The 19,628-nt window shown below is 63.2% G+C and carries 21 protein-coding genes; 6 read left to right on the forward strand and 15 right to left on the reverse strand.

Annotated elements, in window-relative coordinates; all coding sequences use genetic code 11:
- The first annotated feature begins 382 nt into the window (after nucleotides 1-382).
- The 4 genes from BM136_RS06455 to BM136_RS06470 all read left to right on the forward strand — a co-directional run bounded on the left by BM136_RS06455 (nucleotide 383) and on the right by BM136_RS06470 (nucleotide 4,362).
- Nucleotides 383-1,204 (forward strand): flagellin N-terminal helical domain-containing protein, encoded by an 822-nt coding sequence (locus tag BM136_RS06455; RefSeq protein ID WP_092971069.1) that lies wholly within the window; start codon nucleotides 383-385, stop codon nucleotides 1,202-1,204.
- Between the two features lie 197 nt (nucleotides 1,205-1,401).
- On the forward strand, nucleotides 1,402-3,450 hold the full coding sequence (gene fliD / locus BM136_RS06460; protein WP_092971070.1) for a flagellar filament capping protein FliD: 2,049 nt from the start codon (nucleotides 1,402-1,404) through the stop codon (nucleotides 3,448-3,450).
- A gap of 60 nt (nucleotides 3,451-3,510) precedes the next feature.
- On the forward strand, nucleotides 3,511-3,948 hold the full coding sequence (fliS, locus tag BM136_RS06465; protein WP_092971071.1) for a flagellar export chaperone FliS: 438 nt from the start codon (nucleotides 3,511-3,513) through the stop codon (nucleotides 3,946-3,948).
- Between the two features lie 57 nt (nucleotides 3,949-4,005).
- Entirely contained in the window at nucleotides 4,006-4,362 is a 357-nt protein-coding gene (locus BM136_RS06470) for a flagellar protein FliT (RefSeq protein WP_092971072.1), read from the forward strand.
- Here the strand turns inward: BM136_RS06470 and BM136_RS06475 are convergent.
- The 15 genes from BM136_RS06475 to fliE (BM136_RS06545) form a co-directional block, all read right to left on the reverse strand.
- Entirely contained in the window at nucleotides 4,356-5,438 is a 1,083-nt protein-coding gene (locus tag BM136_RS06475) for a glycosyltransferase family 2 protein (RefSeq protein ID WP_092971073.1), read from the reverse strand. The two genes, BM136_RS06470 and BM136_RS06475, sit on opposite strands and share 7 nt — an antisense overlap.
- A complete protein-coding gene (locus BM136_RS06480) occupies nucleotides 5,435-5,878 on the reverse strand; it encodes a MarR family winged helix-turn-helix transcriptional regulator (RefSeq protein WP_092971074.1) in 444 nt (147 codons plus the stop codon). Before BM136_RS06480 ends, BM136_RS06475 begins: the two co-directional genes overlap by 4 nt.
- A gap of 73 nt (nucleotides 5,879-5,951) precedes the next feature.
- A complete protein-coding gene (locus BM136_RS06485; RefSeq protein ID WP_092971075.1) occupies nucleotides 5,952-6,374 on the reverse strand; it encodes an organic hydroperoxide resistance protein in 423 nt (140 codons plus the stop codon).
- 157 nt (nucleotides 6,375-6,531) lie between these two features.
- On the reverse strand, nucleotides 6,532-6,861 hold the full coding sequence (gene fliE, locus BM136_RS06490; protein ID WP_092971076.1) for a flagellar hook-basal body complex protein FliE: 330 nt from the start codon (nucleotides 6,859-6,861) through the stop codon (nucleotides 6,532-6,534).
- Nucleotides 6,862-6,879: 18 nt separating this feature from the next.
- A complete protein-coding gene (locus tag BM136_RS06495; protein ID WP_092971077.1) occupies nucleotides 6,880-8,154 on the reverse strand; it encodes a glycosyltransferase family 2 protein in 1,275 nt (424 codons plus the stop codon).
- Nucleotides 8,151-8,864, reverse strand: coding sequence for a WbqC family protein (locus BM136_RS06500; protein WP_092971078.1), 714 nt, complete (start codon nucleotides 8,862-8,864; stop codon nucleotides 8,151-8,153). The genes BM136_RS06495 and BM136_RS06500 overlap by 4 nt, the downstream gene beginning before the upstream one ends.
- Entirely contained in the window at nucleotides 8,861-9,376 is a 516-nt protein-coding gene (locus tag BM136_RS06505) for a GNAT family N-acetyltransferase (RefSeq protein ID WP_092971079.1), read from the reverse strand. Before BM136_RS06505 ends, BM136_RS06500 begins: the two co-directional genes overlap by 4 nt.
- Nucleotides 9,373-10,548 (reverse strand): class I SAM-dependent methyltransferase, encoded by a 1,176-nt coding sequence (locus BM136_RS06510; RefSeq protein WP_092971080.1) that lies wholly within the window; start codon nucleotides 10,546-10,548, stop codon nucleotides 9,373-9,375. The genes BM136_RS06505 and BM136_RS06510 overlap by 4 nt, the downstream gene beginning before the upstream one ends.
- A 2-nt stretch (nucleotides 10,549-10,550) precedes the next feature.
- Nucleotides 10,551-11,393, reverse strand: coding sequence for a phytanoyl-CoA dioxygenase family protein (locus tag BM136_RS06515; RefSeq protein WP_092971081.1), 843 nt, complete (start codon nucleotides 11,391-11,393; stop codon nucleotides 10,551-10,553).
- Nucleotides 11,378-12,529, reverse strand: coding sequence for a DegT/DnrJ/EryC1/StrS family aminotransferase (locus BM136_RS06520; protein WP_092971082.1), 1,152 nt, complete (start codon nucleotides 12,527-12,529; stop codon nucleotides 11,378-11,380). Before BM136_RS06520 ends, BM136_RS06515 begins: the two co-directional genes overlap by 16 nt.
- Entirely contained in the window at nucleotides 12,526-13,119 is a 594-nt protein-coding gene (gene rfbC, locus BM136_RS06525; protein ID WP_092971083.1) for a dTDP-4-dehydrorhamnose 3,5-epimerase, read from the reverse strand. The genes BM136_RS06520 and rfbC overlap by 4 nt, the downstream gene beginning before the upstream one ends.
- Entirely contained in the window at nucleotides 13,116-14,222 is a 1,107-nt protein-coding gene (rfbG, locus tag BM136_RS06530; RefSeq protein ID WP_092971084.1) for a CDP-glucose 4,6-dehydratase, read from the reverse strand. Before rfbG ends, rfbC begins: the two co-directional genes overlap by 4 nt.
- Nucleotides 14,207-14,980, reverse strand: a complete 774-nt coding sequence (gene rfbF, locus BM136_RS06535) for a glucose-1-phosphate cytidylyltransferase (protein ID WP_027679896.1) — start codon at nucleotides 14,978-14,980, stop codon at nucleotides 14,207-14,209. Before rfbF ends, rfbG begins: the two co-directional genes overlap by 16 nt.
- A gap of 10 nt (nucleotides 14,981-14,990) precedes the next feature.
- The gene (locus BM136_RS06540; RefSeq protein WP_092971085.1) at nucleotides 14,991-16,109 is read right to left on the reverse strand and encodes a glycosyltransferase family 2 protein; all 1,119 of its coding nucleotides are present in this window, start codon (nucleotides 16,107-16,109) and stop codon (nucleotides 14,991-14,993) included.
- 36 nt (nucleotides 16,110-16,145) lie between these two features.
- Nucleotides 16,146-16,490 carry a flagellar hook-basal body complex protein FliE gene (fliE, locus tag BM136_RS06545; protein WP_045203479.1) on the reverse strand — a complete coding sequence of 115 codons (345 nt, stop codon included), beginning with the start codon at nucleotides 16,488-16,490 and terminating at the stop codon, nucleotides 16,146-16,148.
- A gap of 283 nt (nucleotides 16,491-16,773) precedes the next feature.
- Here fliE (BM136_RS06545) and fliF point away from each other — a divergent pair, with 283 nt between their 5' ends.
- On the forward strand, nucleotides 16,774-18,609 hold the full coding sequence (gene fliF, locus BM136_RS06550) for a flagellar basal-body MS-ring/collar protein FliF (protein ID WP_092971086.1): 1,836 nt from the start codon (nucleotides 16,774-16,776) through the stop codon (nucleotides 18,607-18,609).
- Nucleotides 18,606-19,598, forward strand: coding sequence for a flagellar motor switch protein FliG (fliG, locus tag BM136_RS06555; RefSeq protein ID WP_024977623.1), 993 nt, complete (start codon nucleotides 18,606-18,608; stop codon nucleotides 19,596-19,598). The genes fliF and fliG overlap by 4 nt, the downstream gene beginning before the upstream one ends.
- Nucleotides 19,599-19,628 lie beyond the last annotated feature (30 nt).

Below are 19,628 nucleotides of genomic sequence, written 5' to 3' on the forward strand. Positions count from 1 at the left end.
CGCATCGAGCTCTTCTTTCCGCCCGCAGGCCTTCCGGCCGAACTGGCGGGCTTGCAACTCCCCATCTGTGCACTGTGTGGCGCTCTATATATAGAGGGATGCTGGCGCCTATGAACCGGTCGAACGAGTATAGCCGAGGGCCTGCAGGCCAAGAAGCAGGCTCGCCGCCTCTTTTGGAGGGGTGCCGCAAGTCAGGCGGCCGCAAGCCCAAACCGCCGCCGACGCACAAATTTGTCAAGGTGACCCTAAACTTTCCTCAGAGGCCACCGATAACCTGAGTACAACGCAGACCTGATCCCCTTCAAGTTGCAGGTCACGTTGCCCGGCCTAGCCGGAATTAGCAAACACGGGCAACAAACCATCGGGAAACTTAGGAGCCGTCATGTCCCTCAGCCTCAATACCAACATCTCGTCCCTGCAAACGCAGCAAGCACTGTCGGCATCGAAGGATGCCCTGCAGACCTCGCTGCAACGTCTGTCGACCGGCCTGCGCGTGAACAGCGCGAAGGACGATGCCGCTGCTTACGCTGTGGCCTCCAGCCTGACGACCACGCTGAACTCGCAAACCCAAGGTATCCAGAACGCCAACAACGCACAGTCGTACCTGCAAACGGCTGACTCGTACCTGGGCCAGGTTGAAAACAACCTGCAACGTATGCGCCAACTGGCTGTGGAAGCCAACAACGGCGGTCTGTCGACCACCGACCAGGCCAACCTGGACAAGGAATACCAACAGCTGGCCACGGCCAACAAGAACATCGAGACGAACGCCAACTACAACGGCGCCAAGCTGTTCGATGGTTCGGTGACGTCGACCACGTTCCAATACGGTCAGAACGCATCGACCGACGTCGCTACCGTCACCAACGCCAACCTGGCAAGCTTCGGCACGCTGAGCGGCACGAGCGTGACGTCGACGGCCAACGCAACGGCAGCCCAGGCCAAGATCGACACCGATCTGGCAAGCCTGAAGGCAGCCCGCGCTGACCTGGGTGCACAGCAAAGCGGTCTGACCTCGACCATCAACACGCTGACCTCGTCGAACACGGCGCTGTCTGCCGCCAAGTCGGTGATGATCGATACGGACTATGCGTCGGAAACATCGAACATGACTCGCCAGAACATCCTGCAGCAAGCGGGTACGGCGATGCTGGCGCAAGCCAACTCGGCACCGAACAGCATCCTGAGCCTGCTGAAGGGCTAATCGGTAAGCTGAATGCCACCCTGCCGCCTGGCGGCTGGGCCAAGGGCCGGCGCTCCTCGGGGCGTCGGCCTTTTTTCTTTTGTCGGATACCCCTCCTTTTCGTGGGTGGCGCCTGCATAACCTGCCCTAAAGAAGCTGCGGCCCGTGCCGTTGTGTAGAGAGACTTCCGCCGGCGCAGACGCTTATCAGACCCGATCATGGCGACTACCACTACCACCTCCTCGACCAGCACCTACGTTCCGCCGATCTCGATTCCCGGTATCGGGACGAGCATCGACGTCAACTCGCTGGTGTCCAGCCTCATGAAGGTGGAAAGCCTGCCACTGACGCAGCTGCAGACGCAGCAAAGCTCGTACCAGACCCAGTTGTCGGCTGTGGGGTCGCTCAAGAGTGCGCTGTCGACCTTCCAGACCACGCTGTCGAACCTGACGAGCGCGTCGAACTACAGCGCGATGAAGGCCAGCGGCTACGACACTTCGATGCTGAGTGCGTCGGTGACGGGTTCGGCGCCTGCGGGTTCCTACGCGGTCAATGTCACGCAGCTTGCGCAATCGCAGGTGCTGGCGGCGCAGGGGCAGACGTCCACCACGACCGCCATCGGCAGCGGCGCGTCGACCACGATTTCGTTTTCGTTCGGCTCGGTGTCGGGCGGCTCGCTTTCGGGTGGCAAGTACACCGGTTCGACGTTCACCCAGAACGGCAACCTGGCGGGTGGCTCGATCACGATCGATTCGTCCAACAACACGCTCGCGGGTATCCGTGATGCGATCAACTCGGCCAACGCGGGTGTCTCGGCCAGCATCGTGAACGACGGCAGCGGCAGCCCGTACCGCCTGGTGCTGACGTCCACCGCGGGCGGTTCCAGCTCGGAGATGAAGATTTCAGTGTCAGGCGACTCGACGCTGCAATCGCTGCTCTCGCAAGACCCGGCCGGCACGCAAAACATGACCGAGGTGACCACGGGTCAGAATGCCCTGGGTACGATCAACGGCATTGCCGTGCAGAGCCCGACCAACACGTTGTCGAACGTGGTGGATGGCACATCGTTCACGCTGTCCAAGACGGGCAGCACCAACGTGACGGTGGCCAACGACCCGACCGCCACCACCACCGCCGTCACCAACTTCGTGAACGGCTATAACGCGCTGCGTACGCAACTGAACGCGCTCACCAACATCGACACCACCAACAAGGCTAACAACGGCCCGCTGGCTGGCGACGTGAGTACCAAGACGCTCATCAACCAGATTACCGACGTGCTGGGCCAGGCGGTGGGCAACGGCAATTACCGGTCGCTGGGCAGTGTGGGCGTAACGATGAATTCCGACGGCACGCTGTCGGTGGACAACACCAAGCTGTCGGCTGCCATTGCAAAGTCGCCCAGCCAGGTTGCCGGTTTGTTTGCCGGTACCGGCACGGCCACCGATTCGCTGGTCAGCGTGCCGACGTTCTCCGATTCCACGCAGGCCGGTAGCTACGCCGTCAACGTGACGCAGTTGGCCACGCAGGGCACGCTTACGGGTTCGGCGGCCGCTAACACGACCATCACGGCGGGTGTGAACGACACGCTCGCGTTCAACATCAGCGGGATGTCCGTCAACGTGACGTTGGCGGCCGGCAGCTACACCGCGGCGACGCTGGCTGCGCAAATCCAGAGCCAGATCAACGCATCGACCACGCTGCAGAACGCCAAGGTCAACGCATCTGTGTCGGCCAATGCCAGTGGCGTGCTGAGCATCACCGATAGCCAGTTCGGCTCGGTGTCGGCGGTCTCGGTATCGGGCGCGGGGGCTTCGTCGCTCTTCGGCGCGAGCCCCACGGCCGCCAACGGTGTGGATGTGCAGGGCACCATCAACGGCGCGGCAGCGACCGGCTCGGGGCAGAACCTGTATGGGATCGCCGGTTCCGCCACCGACGGCTTGAGCGTGCAGATTGCCGGTGGTCCGCTGGGCGCCCGTGGCACGGTCACGGTGCAGCGCGGTTACGCTGCCCAGCTCAACACGGTGATGACCAACCTGCTGTCGTCCAGCGGCATGGTGCAGAACGAGACGGACTCGATCAACAGTTCGCTCACCTCCCTTGCCAGCCAGATCACCGCCATGCAGACGCGGCTGGATAACAAGCAGGCGCTGTACTACACGCAGTTCAACGCGTTGTCGGCAGCGGTGGCGAGCATGACGAACACAAGCAATTACCTGACGACGCAGCTCGCGGCCATTACAAAGCAGACTTCGAGCAGCAACTAAGCCAGGTTCAGGTTTAGAGCACAACCCAAAATAAAACAGACTACAGCGAGGACCTTTTCCATGTACGCTGCACGCCGTGCCATCGGTGCCTATGCGCAAGTCGGCATCGAGACGTCCGTGGTAGACGCCAATCCGCACCGCCTGATCGCCATGTTGTTTGAAGGCGCGCGCGCCGCCATCAACCTGGCCAGCGCCGCCATCCAGCGTGGCGACGTGCTGGCCAAGGTGCGGGCGTTCGACAAGGCCATCTCGATCATCGGCCAGGGCCTGCAGGCCAGCCTTGATCACCAGCGCGGCGGCGACATCGCCGTGCAACTGAACAATCTGTACGACTACATGCTGCGCCGCCTGCTGGTGGCCCACGGCAACAACGATCTGACGATCCTCGCCGAAGTGGACGCGTTGCTTGTCCCGCTGCAGGATGCGTGGCTCGCCATTGGCCAGATGGGCCAGCCTGGCACCGCCGTGGCGAACAGCCACCTGAGCGTTGTGAGCTGATTGCCGGTCGTTTGTAGTAAGCGACCTTTGACTGAATTCGGCCCAACTGGAGCCAATATGCAACGCAACATCCCGATCAAGGACAGCGAAAGTCTGTTCACCTGCTACGAAGCCATCGCACGCCTGACCGCCGAAATGGTGAGCGCGGCCGAAGTGGGGAACTGGGAAGTCGTCAGTACGCTTGAACGCGAGAGCGCCGCCTATGTGGATGCACTGCGCCGTTCCGAGCCGCATCCGCAACTCTCGCGCGCAGACGTGGAGCGCAAGCGCACGCTGCTCGTACGTATTCTCGAAGATGACGCCCGCGTGCGCGCCATGGTGTATCCGCGCCTGGACCGCCTGCAAAAGCGTATCGACACGGCGCGCCGCGCCACTACCGCAAGCAACGCTTACGGCAGCATGGCGCGTTACTGAGACGAAGCGTCCTGCAGTTGTTTTGACAGCGTCAGATAGTGCTCGGACTTGCGTGCGAGCGCGTGGCTCTGCATCTGGTACACGATGGCCAGTTGCTGGGCAGCGAGGAAGCTGCCCCGACCGACGACGCTGCCGTCCATCTCCGGCTGATCGCCGATCTCAAGGCAGCGGTTGAAGACCTGTTCTGCCAGCGGTAGCCACCGGCTGCCCGCCTCATCAGGGTGCTTGGCGGCCGCATCCAGCAAAACCAATCCCAACGCAAAGCAAAGGTCCGGAAAATCTGGCCACGTCTGGATGGCGACATCGCCTTGCGCCAGTGCTTCTTCAATGCGGTCGGCCTTGCCCAGGCTGTACACATAGCGCAGCGTCAGGTTGCGGCGGTACGGCGCATCAGGCGGCGCAAGGCTGAAGGCGCGCGCGTAGTAATTCACGGCCTTTGCGTAGTCTTCGTGATGCAGCTCGGTTTCCTTGCCGAGCTGATACAGCACATACGGGTCGTCCGGCCTGTGCGTGAGTTCATCGAGCAGCAGTTGTGTGTTGCGCTCGCCTTTTATCTGCATCCTGACCGCGGTATAGCCGTCATGGCGCACCACGATTGGCACGCGCGCCGCAGGCAATGACGACACGGGCTGCTCGTGAATGCGCCCGGTGTAGTGCACGCCGCGTGGCAGCACACGCGGGATCCACGCAATCAGTTGGCTGGCGGATTCGGCCGCGTCGGTATCGTTCTTGACGCACACCACGCCCACTGCCGGTTCTGCACCGCAGAGTGTGCGCAGATGGTCGCCGCCGCTTTCCAGCCATTCGTCAGCGTCGAGGATGAGGTTCCAGTCGGCGTTGGCCGCCTGCAGCGCCGTGTTCCGCGCGGCGGAGAAATCGTTCGTCCAGGCCATGTGGCTGACAAGTGCGCCGCACGACTGCGCAATGGCGACGGTGTCGTCAGTCGACCCCGTATCCAACACCACCATGCGATCGACAAATGGCTTCGCGCTGAGCAGGCAGCGCGCAATGCTGGCGGCTTCATTGCGGGCGATGACGACCAGCGCCACATCGGCAGAAGCGGACGGGGCGCTCATTCGCGTTCCTCCGCCGTGGCGAGGGCGTCGAGCAGCTTGCGCAGCACGTTGCGCGTAGCGCCAATTTCATCGCGTTCCAGCGGAATCTTGCACGCAAGCGCTTCGGGCACCTTGGCGGCGCGTTCGCGTAGCGTGCGGCCGGCATCGCTCAACTCAATGACGACGCGGCGCTGGTCATCGGGATCGCGCGTGCGGGTGACCAGGCCTTGTTCTTCCAGGCGCTTGAGCAGCGGCGTAAGCGTGCCCGTATCGAGGTACAGCGTGCGCCCAAGGTCACCCACGGCGCACGGCGCCTGCTGCCAGCACGCCAGCATCACCAGGTATTGCGGATAGGTCAGGCCCAGTTCATCCAGCAGCGGGCGGTAGAGGCGCGTCAGCAGATGGCCGGCGGCATACAAAGGAAAGCAGAGCTGCTGATCGAGCGCCAGCACGTCGTTCACGGAAAACTCCCGGGGGGACGGTCTGGCGCCCGAGCGACGAGTGCCGCATCGGCCCGAAAAGGGCTAGCAAGGCTCAGCGCGTGACCGTGTTCAATTGGACGTCAATATTGCCACGGACGGCATGCGAATAGGGGCATACACCGTGTGCGGCAGTCACAAGCGCCTCCGCCGTCGCCTGATCCACGCCGCCCAGGGTGGCTGCCAGCGACACTGTCAACGCAAACCCGCCATCTTCGCGCGGGCCAATGCCCACCGTGGCCGTCACCGATGTCGACGCCAGCTTGATCTGCTTGCCACGTGCAACATGCAGCACAGCGTTTTCAAAGCAGGCGGCATAACCGGCGGCAAACAGTTGCTCCGGGTTCGTGGCCGCACCGCCTGCGCCGCCGAGTTCGCGCGGCAGCGAAAGGGGCAGATCCAGCGTGCCATCGGCGCTGCGAACATGGCCGGCACGGCCGCCTTCAGCGGTGACTTGGGTCTGGTAGAGCGTCTTCATGGTCGGGTCCTCTTATTTAGGAAACCCGGTCGGCGACATGTCGGCCGGGAGCTCGATCTTGAAATCGATGACGCAATTATATTGCATGCAATATAAATAGCAAGGGCGACCAGAAAGCCTTTTCCGGAACGTGGAAAAAGGGCGGGGCAGCGTGATCTCAGATCGACATGCTCATGACGCTTTGGTATGCCGAGACCAGCTTGTTGCGCACCTGCACGGCAGTCTGCATGTCGATGTTGGCTTTCTGCAGCGAGAGCATTACGTCGTGCAGATCCACGTCGTTGTTGCCCATCTCAAAGCTGCGTGAAATGGATTCAGCCTTCTGCTGTGAAGCGTCGACACGGTCCAGCGACGACTTGAGCACGGAGCCGAAGTCGACACTGGGTTTGCTGGCATCGCCGCTGGCGGTGCTGCCGCCGACGGCGCTTGACGGTGCCAGCACGCTGTTCATCAGCGAGACCACGGAATTGGCGTTGGAGAGGTCCATGTTGGCGTGACCAGTGACTCAGGGAAATTTGGCGAGCGTCTCGAGCTCCGACACGAAGCGGACTTCACGGCCGGCCGGCACCGCAATGTCCATCGGAATTGGCGTCACGACGATGGTGTGATGCGGAATGGCGTCATCGTCGTCGAGCACCAGAAACTCGGTTTCGGCAAAGCCGTGCGCATGGTGAAACACCTGAAGCGGCGCGCGGCGCAGGGTGGCGTACTTGGGCGGCTCGGGCTTGAACGGATCGAGCTTCGTCACGTATTCGAACGCCGCGTTGACACGGTACAGGTCATACGGCGCCGGCAGATCGGACACTTCGCCCAGCGCGCGGATGCGGTTGGCGATGTAATAGTTGTCGATCCAGTTGCCGCCTTCATGCGTGCGCAGACGCAGCGCGACCTTCATGCGCGCCAGCACGAACTGGTTGATGGCGTTCAGCCACTCCGGGCGCTCGGCTGCCGGCAGCGTGTGCGAAAACTTGCCGAACAGGTATTCCAGGCCACCGCGATAGCGGTCCCATGCATATTTCACTTCTTCGTTGCCGGCCTGGGCGCGGGTTTCATCGGCAAAGTAGCGCGAGACCGAGCGATAGAATGGCGTCTTGCTGAAGTACACCGCGCTGGAGCCGATCATTTCTGCCGCGTGCACGAAGGCGTAGAACGCAGGTTCGGGCGCGCTGAAATAGATGCGGTCCATCACCTCGCGGCGTGCCAGGTAGATCTCCGGAAAGAGGTGGTGCGACAACACCAGCGCTAGCAGCTTGGCGTAATCGTGCTGCTCGATCAGGTAGTTGTCGTCCTGGCGATAGAACATGGTGACGTCCTGCCGCGTCGGCAAGTCGTGAATGAACCATGGCGCAAAGATGACATCCACGCCCGGGTTGCGCTCGAAGATGTCGATGTTCTTGTTGATCTCGGCCAGGATCGGCAGATCGTCGTCGGCGTGATAGAGCACGTACTTGCCCTGCGCGCTGCGATAGAGCTGGTTCAGGTTTTCTGCCGAGCCGAGGTTCGACGGGCGGCGGAAATACCGGATGTTCAGCTTGTCCTGATAACGACCCACGACCTCTTCGGTGGCATCGGTCGAGCAGTTGTCGCCGATCAGCAATTCGTAGCTGAACTTCAGTTCGCCGATCTGCGAGACCAGTTCTGCGAGCAGGTTGTCGAGATAGCGGGCGCGGTTGTAGGTCGGGATGCAGACGCTCAGCGCCACCTGCTGGATGGCCTCCGCCTGCTTCACGGGCGCCACGTCTTGCGGCGCTTCGGGTTGGATTGCTTCGATTTCACTCATTGGATGAACTCGCGCCAGTGGAGGGTCTGAGGGCACATGTACTGCTTGCCGGCCGGGCCATGATTGGCAATCAGGTCCAGGCTGCTGACAAACGGGGTGAACGCGCCATGCAGTTGCGGATACGGCCGCATGGCGTAGTTCATGTATTCGACGGCAACGCCTTGCTGCTCGAACTCGGCGTGGGCCAGGTAGTTCTTGGCGCCGTGTCCGGTGATGTAGGTGTCGCCTTGCAGCTTCTTCACGATGGCGAGCACGCGATCGGTATTGCGCCCGGGAATGTCCAGCTCCGGCGCGTCGACAAACTTGCGGTCCAGTTCGATGCCGAGGTAGCGGCACACTGCGCGCATGGACGCCAGCGCCAGCGCACCCATGTTGGCGTAGTCGGCTTCGTACACCGAGCGCACCAGCGCCAGCATGTCGCCTGCATGCGGCGCAGCCTCGTAGGCCTGCTCCAGCATGCGCAGATGCTGCACTCGCCAGTCGACGTTGGCAGCCGGTTTGACTTCATCAATGCGCGCGCCGAGGTGGAACTTCTCCAGCGGCACCGTCATCCAGCGCGTGCCGGCCGGCTCCTTGATCTGCACGCGGTTGGTGAAGCTGCCCTTGGAGAACTGCACGTCGGCGTAATTGACGAGCACGTCGGCCAGCATGATCTGCTCGAGCAGGCCCACCCACGGAAACAGCATCGGTTGTGTGATCACGACCTTCATGACGCCAGCATCCGTTCCATGAGGACAACGTCGTGCCAGCGGTTGTCTTGCAGGTAGTGGCCGGCCAACGTGCCGACGGAGCGGAAGTCGAGCTTCTCGTACAGCGCGATGGCGCGCGTGTTTTCGGCCAGCACTTCCAGCGTGATCTTGCGCAGGCACAGCGTTTCGCTGGCGTAGGCAAACGCGGCTTCGCATGCGGCCCGCCCATGGCCCTTGCCTTGGGCGGACGACGCCAGGCAAATGCCAAGCGAAGCATGTCGGTTGACCGCATCGATGTGGTTCAACTGCAGGTAGCCCAGCACGCTGTCATCTGCCTGGCTGGCAATGACGAAGAGCACCAGGTCGCTCTGTTTCGATTTTGCGATCAACCAGTCGCGCACACTCGCGGCCGAGTTGGGCCGCGGGCGCGTCATGAGTTGCAACTGCGTCGGCACATCGTTGCGCAGTGGCAGCAGTTGCGCGATGTCGCCCTCGCGCCATTCCCGAAGGACGAGTGAGCCGCGCGCGATCATGGCTGGAAGCGAAAATAGCGGAAGCGATTCGGATACGCCGCTTCCACGGTGTGCCGCACTTCGTCCGCAATGACGGGGTTGACGGCGAGGTACACCACCTCAACCTCATCCGGAATGCTGTCCAGCGCCACAACCGGCTTACCCGCCAGGGAAGACCCTTGCAGATACGGGTTCTGATCAACAAACGCCCGCAGGGCATGCGGCTGTTGCAAGTTGCTTGCGGTGTAGGCGCCATAGAAACCGGCGCCATAGATCACGGCGGGCGCGCTGCCGTGCTGCGTTTCAAAGTCGGTCAGGTGGCTAGAGGCTTGCTGCCAGAAGCGGGCAAGCTTGCTGGCGGCGCTCTGCGTGTCGGCCAACGCTTGCGCATCGAGCACGGGCGCGACTTTGCTGTCCCCAGGACGGCGCACGGCGGTCACGACGAACGCGCCACGGTGGCTTTGCGCGTCGGCCTCGAGCAGGTCAAACCCGTGGTTGGCCAGCAGCGTCTGCAGCGACGGCTGCGTGAAATGGTTGACGTGATCAGCCACCAGAAAATCCACCGAATTGGTGAACGTATTCGGCACGATCGCGTACAGCACGCCGCCGTCGCGCAGCAGGCCGTGAATGTTGCGCAGCGCGGTCGTCAGGTCGGGGATGTGTTCGAGCGAGAAGAACGAGCTGACGACATCGAACGAACGCTGCCAAGTCGGCGGGATCGTGTACGTCGCCCATTGTTCGGGGCTCAGGAATTTTTCCCAGAAGCCGACGTAGCGGTCGCTGATGTCGAACAGGTGGACGTTCACGTCTGGGCGTTGCTGCTTCAGCAGGCGCATGGTCGCGCTCTTTGCGCAGCCGAAGTCGACCACGCGCGCACCTTCCGGTAAGGCGAGCTTGCGCTGAAACGTGGCGACCTGGTGATCGGCGCGGAAGATTTTCTGGCCGTTCTCGACGGCGTAAATCTGGTCTTCTTCCTCGCTGCCCACGAGGATGTCGTACTCGGTGTCGTAGAAGCTGCCGTTGTCACACAGTTCGACGGTCTGGATATGGCCGCACGCGGCGCAGCAGAAGACCTCGAGCGTGCCGTCCATGGCGCGGCGCAGGGAAGACAGCGAGCTTTGCGGCGCGGCGCGATAAATCGGTTCTGGCAGCGGTTGCTGGCAGACGTTGCAGGGCAGTGCACCTTGGATCATGGTCAGGCTTCCACGGAGAGTTCGGGGTGGACGGTACGGAAATCGACGCCGTTGGCGTACGAACCTTTCCAGCCGTGCGAGCGCCCGGTCGGCTCGCAGAAATTGAAGTAGCGGAACTGCATCGACCAACGCGAACGCTGGCTCGTGTTATGGCCCGAGGCGTGCAGCACCAAGAAGTCGACCATCACCAGATCGCCCGGCTTGGTCAGCGGCTGCACGTGCGGATAGCGCGCGAGGTAGCTCGCCTCGTCTTTGATCAGCAATGCGTAGGCGCCTTGCTTGCCTGCGTTGTCCGGGTCGGCGCTGAAGACGGGCAGCGGGCCTTCGACGTGCGAGCCGGGGCAGAACTCCACCGGCCCGATCTCGGGCGTGATTTCGACGAGCGGGCTCCAGAACACCACGCCGTCCAGGCTGCGCAACTGGGCCGGATATTCCTGATGCCAGTTGGCGCGAAATTTCTCTTCGCGCGGGTTGTCGATGCGAATGCCGGAGCCGGCGTGCGCAATGCCCGGCAGCGCGCCGGGGCGCACGCTGCGGACGAGCTGCTCATGGCGCTCGTCGCCCAGCAGGCGGACAAAAGCGGGGATCTGCTTGACGGCGTCGTACACCTCGGCGCCGTACTTGCGATTGGCCTTGATGACCGCCTGATAACCGTCGTCGAACCGTTCCGGCGCAAACGGTGCGCGCTCGATGCCGAGACGGTACTTGTCGATCACCAGACCGATGATGTCGTAGATCGCCCGCTGAATCGGCTCCACCTGCGACGGCGCGTAAAAGTCGCGCAGGATCAGCAGGCCGTCGCGCTGGAAGGTCTCGATCTGATCGGGGCTCAGGATGCCAGGCATGTCAGCGTCTCCTGATGTTCGCGCACGAGATCGAGCACCACGTTGCACACCGTCGCGATGTTCTCGCTCGACATGTCGTGATACGACGGCAGGTTGATGGCGCGCTCGGCAATCGCGTAGCTGTTGGGCGCGTTGTGGCGCGCGGCGGCGGCGGACGTGCCGAACAGCTCGGTTTCGCTCAGCGGATAGAAGAACACGCGTGCGTCGATGCCGCGGCGCGAGAACGCAGCCAACAGGCCATCGCGCGTAATGCCCAGCGCTTCGTCAAACACCACGGTGGGCATCCAGTAGCTGTTGAGCGTGCCGGGCGCCTCGGGGTTCAGCGCAAGGCCGGCGACGCCGCCAAGGTGCGCCTGATACTCGGCAAAGATCTCGCGCTTGCGTGCAACCAGTGCGTCGATGCGCTCGAGCTGCGCGCAGCCGATGGCGGCCTGCACGTTGGAAATACGGTACTTGAAGCCGATGAAGTCAGACCAGAACTGCTTGCCGCCGGGAACGCGACCATGGTTGTTCAGTGTCATCACGCGGTCGTACAGCGCGCGGTCGTTCGTGACGAACATGCCGCCTTCGCCCGTCGTCATGGTCTTGGTGCCATGGAACGAGAACGTGCCGAAGATGCCTTGCGACCCCGTTGCGTGGCCGTGCCAGCGCGAGCCCACAGCCTCGGCCGCGTCTTCGATGACCGGAATGCCGTGGCGCTTGCCGATGTCGAGCAGGCGGTCCATCTCGCACAGGTTGCCGTAGAGGTGCGTGGCGATGATCGCCTTCGTGCGCGGGGTGATGGCCGCTTCCACGAGCGCCGGGTCCAGGCACCACGTGTCCGGCAGGATGTCGACAAACACCGGCGTGGCGCCCACGTAGGTGATGGGCGATGCCGTGGCGATCCAGTTCGTGTCGGCCAGGATCACCTCATCGCCGGCGCCGATGCCGAGCGCGGCCAGGCCCATGTGCATGGCACCGGTGCAGCTTGAGGTGGCAATGGCGTATTGCGTGCCGACAAATACCGCAAACTGCTTTTCGAAGCGGTTGATGTAGGCGTAGCACTGGTCGCCCCAGCCGTTGCGTGCGGCGTCGGTGGCGTATTCGACTTCCAGCTTGGTGATCGACGGCTTGGAGTACAGAATCTTTTGGGTCATGGCTGTTCCTGCAGTTCAGGATTCAGGGCGCGCAGCGTGATGCCCGCAAACGCGTCTGTCAGCGGCGGATGGTTGCGGTCCCGGTCGGAGCATTCGGTCATGTCGAGCGGCCAAGCGATGCCTAAGCGGCTGTCGGTCGGGTTGAGCCCGTCTTCAGCGGCTTGTGCGTATGGCGTCGAGGTCAGATACAGCAGTTCGCAATCGTCTTCCAGCGCCTGGAAGCCGTGGGCAAACCCGCGCGGCACCAGCAGGCTGTTGTGCCGTTCGGCAGACAACTCCACCGCATGCCATTGCAGGAACGTCGGCGAGCCCGCACGCAGGTCAACGGCCACGTCGAACACACGGCCGCGCACGCAACTCACCAGCTTGATCTCGGCATGCGGCGGGTATTGAAAGTGCATCCCACGCACGGTGCCGCGCTTGGCGGAATACGAGTGATTGATTTGCGCGATCGGGCTATCGAAGCCGGCGGCGGCGAGTTCATCTGCACAGAAGAAGCGCGTGAAGTAACCGCGATGGTCACCCATGACCTTGCGGGTGATTTCAACCAAGCCCGCCAGCGGTGTCGGTTGGATGGTGAAACGGCTCATGCGGCGCTCCTGGATGTGGCAGCAGACGCGACGGCGGTAAAGCGGTCGATCTGCTGGTCACAGAGCGCGCGTGCGCCCGCTGTCTTTTCATGCAGATGCCGATACCACGCGGCGGTCTGTTCCAGCGCGGTCTCGAACGGCCACGCTGTCTGCCAGCCTAGCTGCTGGCGTGCCCGGCTGGCGTCCAGATGCAACATGCCGGCTTCGTGCTTGCCGGTGGCGGCGTTGGCGTCCAGTTGCCAGATCAGCGTGGGCCAATGGTGTTGCAAGCCTTGCAAGACCTGTTCGACCGTGCGGGTGGCGGCGCTGTCCGGGCCGAAGTTCCAGGCGGTTGCGCAGGCCGCGTCGCCGGCCAGGAGCCGTTGCGCGAGCACCAGATACCCATGCAGGCAATCCAGAACGTGCTGCCAGGGCCGCGTAGCGTGAGGTGAACGGATGACTAGCGGGGTACCGGCACGCATCGCGCGCTCGGCATCGGGGATGAGCCGGTCTTCTGACCAGTCGCCGCCGCCGATCACATTGCCTGCGCGGCCCGTGGCCAGCAGCGGGCCGTTGGCGAAGAAGGCGCGCCGGTAGCTTGCGACGACGAGTTCGGCACAGGCCTTGGATGCGCTGTACGGGTCATGGCCGCCGAGTGCATCGGTCTCGCGATAGCCCCAGGCCCACTCGCGGTTGTCGTAGCACTTGTCGGTGGTAGCCACCACGATGGCAGCCAGGTTCGTGCAGCCGCGCGCGGCTTCCAGCACGTTCACGGTGCCCATCACATTGGTGGCGTAGGTGCCAACCGGGTCGTTGTACGAGGCACGCACCAGCGGTTGCGCCGCGAGATGGAACACCACATCGGGCCGCGCCGCTGTCATCGCGGTACGCAGGGCCTCCGCATCGCGGATATCCGCCAGCGTATGACCGGCCAATGCGGGTTCCACGTCAGCAGCGGTGAACAGATTCGGCGTTGTTTCCGGTGCCAGGCTGTAGCCGTACACCTCGGCGCCAAGCTGGCGCAGCCAGAGCGCAAGCCAGCTGCCCTTGAAACCGGTATGCCCGGTCAGGAAGACGCGCTTGCCGGCCCACGCACGCGGGTCGAGCGTCACCACTTTTTCCATGGTGCACTCCCTGCCTGCCAAAGGGCTTCCAGACTGTTCTTGTCGCGCAGCGTGTCCATCGGCTGCCAGAAGCCGTGGTGCTCGAATGTGTTCAGTTCGCCCATCTCGGCCAGGCGTGCCATTGGCGCGCCTTCCCACGGCGTGTCTTCGCTCGCGATGTATTCGATCACCGATGGATTGAGCACGAAGAAGCCGCCGTTGATCCAACTGCCGCCGTCGCCGGGTGGCTTTTCAGTAAAGCCGGTCACGCGTGCGCCGTCGCGCTGGAGCATGCCGTAGCGGCCCGGCGGCTGCACGGCCGTCACGGTGGCCATCTTGCCGTGTGCGCGGTGGAAGGCGATCTTGCTCGTGATGTCGATGTCCGACACGCCATCGCCGTAGGTGAAGCAGAACGGCTCGTTCGGGTCCAGGTACGCTGCCACGCGCTTCAGGCGCCCGCCGGTCTGCGATTGCTCGCCCGTGTCGACCAGCGTGATGCGCCACGGCTCGGCGTGGCGCTCGTGCACGGTCACTTCGTTCTTCGACATATCGAACGTCACGTCCGACATGTGCAGGAAGTAATTGGCGAAGTATTCCTTGATGACGTAGCCCTTGTAACCGAGGCAGATGATGAAATCGTTGATGCCGTGGGCGGCATAGATCTTCATGATGTGCCACAGGATCGGGCGGCCACCAATCTCGATCATCGGCTTGGGCCGCAGGTGCGATTCCTCGCTGATGCGCGTGCCGAGGCCCCCGGCCAGGATGACTGTCTTCATGATTGCGTGCTCATGCGGCGACGGCTGCGCTGCGTTCCTGCATCTGCCGCGCGAGGTCCGAATATTGGTTCGACTTGATGGCCAGCGTGTCGGCCAGGGCGCGGTAGGTCAGCGCCAGGTACTTTGCGGCGGCAAAGCTGCCGCGCCCGAACACGGCAGCGTCCAGCTTGGGCTGCTCGCCAATCTCCAGGCACTTCAGGAAGGCGTTTTCCGCCATTGGCAGCCACTGTTTCTCGGCCTGCGCGGGGTCTTGCGCCGCTGCCTCGAACATCAGGTGGCCCAGCATGTAGAAGTAGTCGGGCGAGCCGGACCACTCTTCCATCCATTCACCCGCCAGTGTGATGGCCGCGTCGAGTTGCTTCGATTTGGAGAGACACGCCAGCAGGCAGATGCACAGGTCATGCCGATATGGCGCCGCCTTGGGTGCCGTTGCCAGTGCGCGCTGGTAATGCGCGGCGGCCTCGGCCGGGTCTTTCTGGTTGATCTCGAAATCTTTGCCGAGCTGGTAAAGCACATACGGGTCATCCGGATGCGCGGCCAACTCCAGTTGCAACAGGGTGTGGTTGCGCCCGCGCTTCTGGTCCAGCTTGGCGTTCATATAGCCGTCGTGGCCAATCACGAGCGGCAGACGCACGCGCTGCAGGTTGGCTGCAGTTGCGACCGGTTGCTCGTGGATGCGGCCCTTGTAGCGCACGCCGCGCGGCAAGAGGCGGGCGATCCAGCTATTGGAATGCTCCACATGGCCGGAAATGTCGTATTCGCTCCGGATGCAAACCACGCCGAGCAGCGGGCCAAAGGTGCAAGCGTTGCGCAACTCTTCCGTGCCGGCCTCGATCCACTCGTCGGCGTCCAGCACGAGGTTCCAGTCCGCATTGGCGGCGGCCAGCGCGGCATTGCGTGCGGCGGAAAAATCATCCACCCACGTGAAATGGTGCACCTGCGCGCCGCACGCCTTGGCGATCGCCACGGTGTCGTCGGTCGAGCCGGTATCCAGCACGATCATGCGGTCGACGTGCGGCTTGGCGCTCATCAGGCAGCGCTCGATGCAGGCGGCCTCGTCGCGGGCGATGACGACCAGCGCAAGACTGCCCCGGGCGGGCTTGGCGTGGTGCTTGGCGTGTTTGGACATGCGGCGCGAAGAAAAAGAAGCGTAGAAAAAGTGACGTTAGATCGACATGCTCATGATGCTCTGGTACGCCGAGACGAACTTGTTGCGCACCTGCACCGCGGTCTGCATGTCGATGTTGGCCTTCTGCAGCGAGAGCATCACGTCGTGCAGATCCACGTCGTTGTTGCCCATTTCGAAGCTGCGTGAAACGGATTCAGCCTTCTGCTGCGACGCGTCAACCCGGTCCAGCGACGACTTGAGCACCGCCCCGAAGTCAACGCTGACCTTGGCGCCGTCCCCCGTGGCCGAACCGACACCCCCGCCAATGCCACCCACCGTGCTGGACGGCGCCAGCACGCTGTTCATCAGCGAGACCACTGAATTGGCGTTCGTAATATCCATGTGAAAAAAGCTCCTCTTTTCTTTGTCTTGCTTGTGGTGCTGTTGATTAGCTGCCTGGGCCGGCATTCCTGGAGCGCTTTCCGCCCTGGCCGGTTGGTCGCTATGGCGCCACGGTGATGCAAAGGTAGCCGCCCGGCCGCCGTTCCCAAGCGCCCAAAAGAACGGGAAAAGGCCCTCTTCTTGCCGATTTGCTTGCGCACCCACTGCCGATAATGGCAACCACGGAGCCATGCCCAGACATTGGGTGAGCGCTCAAGCAACGTAGTCAGTCAGGAGATTTGGGATGCCAACGACAGCCGATTCGGTTGCTGTCGCCGACACGCTCGGTACGGTCGATATGCCGGCGGTGGGCCAGGGCGCGATGACGCGCCAGAAAGCGGGAGGTGCAGGTGCGCTGGGCGCCCTGGGCCCGCTCGGCCGTCTGTCGCCGCGACTGCTGCTGATGATCGGCGGTGCCGCGCTGGTGGCCGTCATTGCCGCCGCGATGCTGTGGAGCCGCGCTCCGGACTACCGCGTCCTGTACAGCAATGTGTCCGACAGCGACGGCGGGGCGATCATCGCTGCGCTGCAGCAAATGAATGTGCCGTATCGCTTTGCCGAAGGCGGCACCGCCATCATGGTGCCCGAGACGAGCGTGCATGAAGCCCGTCTGAAGCTCGCTTCGCAAGGTCTGCCCAAGGGCGGCCAGGCCGGTTTCGAGCTGATGGAGAACCAGAAATTCGGCACCAGCCAGTTTGCCGAGCAAGTCAATTACCAGCGCGCCCTGGAAGGCGAGCTGGCCCGCACCATCCAGGCCATGCAGGAGGTGCAGTCCGCCCGCGTGCATCTGGCGATGACCAAGCCGTCGGTGTTCGTGCGCGAGCAGGCCAAGCCCAGCGCGTCGGTGCTGCTCAAGCTGTATCCGGGCCGCATGCTCGACCGCTCGCAGGTGCAGGCGATTGGCCACCTGGTGTCGAGCAGCGTGCCGAACCTGCCGCTGGCCAACGTGACGGTGGTCGACCAATCGGGCCGCTTGCTGTCGTCGTCGTTCCAGGACAACGCCTCGGGCCTTGACCCGACGCAGTTGAGCTACGTGCGCGACGTCGAGCAGGGTTATATCAAGCGCATCGAAGCCATCCTCGGCCCCGTGGTGGGCGAAGACAACGTGCGTGCGCAGGTGACGGCCGACGTCGATCTGGACAACACCGAGCAGATGGCCGAGACGTATCGTCCGAACCAGGACCCGGCCAACGCAGCCGTGCGCAGCACCCACACCGCTGAAGCCACGCAGAACAAGGCCGACGCACAGGGCGGTGTGCCGGGCGCGCTGTCCAACCAACCGCCAACCGCGCCGCGCATGTTGCCGACCGCACCGGCTCCGGCCTCGGCGTCGCAACCGGCTGCAAACGGCCCGAATGGCCAACCGCAACAAGCGGCGGCTGCCAACACGAGCGGCAGCACAACCACCGGCAATTCGTCGAGCACCCGCGACACCACGACCAATTACGAAGTCGACAAGACCGTGCGCCGCACCCGCGCCGCAGTGGGCACCGTGCGCCGCCTGTCGGTGGCCGTGGTGGTCAACTACCGTGGCGACGGCAAGACCTGGAAGCCGTTGTCGGAAGCCGAAATGGCCAACCTCAACGCGCTGGTCAAGGATGCTGTGGGCTTTGACGCCAAGCGTGGCGACTCCGTGAACGTGGTCAACAGCCAGTTCTCGGGCTCGATGCCGATCGCCAAGGATGACCTGCCGCTGTGGAAGCAGCCGGAGATGATCCAGTACGCCATCCAGGCCGCCAAATATCTGGCGCTGGCAATCGGCTTCCTGATCCTGGTGTTCGCGGTGATCCGTCCGGCGATCCGCTCGATGGGCAAGAAGGACGAGGCGGCCACGCCCACCTTTGTTGGCCGCGAAGGCGAAGATCCGAACGCCCCGATCATCACCGGTGCCGCGGCTTCGGCCGGGCCGGAGCTGGAAGGCCCGGCGGCTGCCGGCGCCGATTCCGAAGAGCTGCCGGACGCACTGCCGCAACTCAAGAACAACGACTTCGAGAAGAAGCTCGAGACCATGCGCCGCGTGGCGCAGAGCAACCCGCGCGCAGTCGCGGCCGTCATCAAACAATGGGTGAGTAACGAATGAGCGCCGAAGGACTCCAACGCAGCGCCATCCTCATGATGTCGCTGGGCGAAAGCGAAGCCGCCGAAGTGCTCAAGCACCTGGGCCCGCGTGAAGTGCAGAAGCTGGGCGCGACCATGGCCGCGCTGAAGAACGTGTCGCGCGAGCGTGTGCTCGACGCCTTTGACGCGTTCTTCATCGAAGCCGAAGACCTGCCGCTGGATGTGGATTCGAACGAGTACATCCGCACCGTCTTCCGCAAGGCACTGGGCGACGACCGCGCCGCCAACATCATCGACCGCATTCTGTCGGGCGGTGACACTAGCGGTATTGAAGGCCTCAAGTGGATGGATGCATCGTCGGTGGCGGAGCTGATCCGTAACGAACACCCGCAGATCATCGCCACGATCCTGGTCCACCTGGATCGCGATCAGGCATCGGAAATCCTGACCTATTTCACCGAGCGCCTGCGCAACGACACCATCCTGCGTATCGCCACGCTCGACGGCATTCAGCCCAGCGCCCTGCGCGAGCTGAACGACGTGCTGACCAAGCTGCTGCAAGGCAACGACCATCGCAAGAAGAACGCGATGGGCGGCGTGCTCACGGCAGCGGAAATCCTCAACCTGGTGCCGAGCGCCGTAGAAAGCTCCGTCATCGAAGGCGTGCGCTCGCGCGATCCGGAACTGGCCGATGCCATCGTCGAGAAGATGTTCGTGTTCGACAACCTGATCGATCTGGACGGCCGTGCGCTGCAGACGCTGCTGCGCGAGATCAGCCAGGACGTTCTGGTCGTGGCCCTCAAGGGCGCCAAGCAGGAGTTCCGCGACAAGGTGTTCGCCAACATGTCGCAGCGTGCCGGCACGATGCTCAAGGAAGAGCTGGAAGTGCTGGGCCCGGTCAAGGTGTCGGAAGTCGAAGCGCAGCAGAAGGAAATCCTGGTGGTTGCGCGCCGCCTGGCCGACGAAGGCGAAATCACGATCGGCCGCAAGGCGGAGGACGCTTATGTCTGACCGTGCTGGCCGCTTTGCTGTGATGGGGCG

Origin of the sequence: Ralstonia sp. NFACC01, from assembly GCF_900115545.1 — a bacterium.
GTDB lineage: Bacteria > Pseudomonadota > Gammaproteobacteria > Burkholderiales > Burkholderiaceae > Ralstonia > Ralstonia mojiangensis.